This is a genomic window from Weissella confusa (assembly GCF_004766315.1).
Classification (GTDB): domain Bacteria; phylum Bacillota; class Bacilli; order Lactobacillales; family Lactobacillaceae; genus Weissella; species Weissella confusa_A.
This window is the reverse complement of the sequence record NZ_PVSN01000092.1, coordinates 1-659: the sequence shown is the minus strand read 5'-3', so window position 1 is coordinate 659 and position 659 is coordinate 1. Positions and strand designations below refer to the sequence as shown.

Sequence of the window (659 nt, the reverse complement as noted above, 5' to 3'; positions counted from 1 at the left end):
AGCTTACCGCATTTGATCGCGGACGTATAGAAGTTTTACTCAGAGAAGGGTTGTCAATGCGTAGCATTGCAAAAGAAATTGGTAGAAGCGCTTCGACAATCTCTCGTGAGATTGCCCGCTGTGTTGGCTCAACTTATGAAGCTGAGGATGCCGATCAAAAGCACATGCTTGCTCGAACGAAGTCGCATAAACGCCGAAAGTTAGATAACACTGAACTGCGAGAACTAGTTATATATGGAATCAATCAAAAACATTGGTCGCCTGAACAGATAGCTGGTCGACTAAAGATTTCAAGAGGTCATACGATTATTAGCGCAAATACAATCTACCGAGCGATTTATAGAGATAACTTGGGCCAGCCGGTGAAAAGTCACAAAGCTCGGGGCATTGCTCGTGCGCTTCGGCATAGAGGAAAAACTCGACATACTAAAGGTCATGTCGAACGTCGAGGTAAGATTAGAATTCCAAATACGATTGACGAGCGACCTGCAGAAGCAGGTTGTCGCTCTCGAATTGGAGATTGGGAACTGGACACTGTTATTGGCCGTAAAGGCGGTCAAGTATTGGTCACAATGGTTGATAGGAAGACCAGAATATTACTTTCAAAACGAGCGGCATCAAAGAAGACCGTCGATGTTATGAGAATCATAGGTTCAATG

At 44.5% G+C, this 659-nt stretch carries 1 protein-coding gene; it reads left to right on the top strand.

All coding sequences use genetic code 11. From position 1 onward, the window contains the following. Positions 1-659 (top strand): IS30 family transposase (locus C6P11_RS10815; protein WP_135521011.1); only part of this gene is annotated, 659 nt, incomplete at both ends.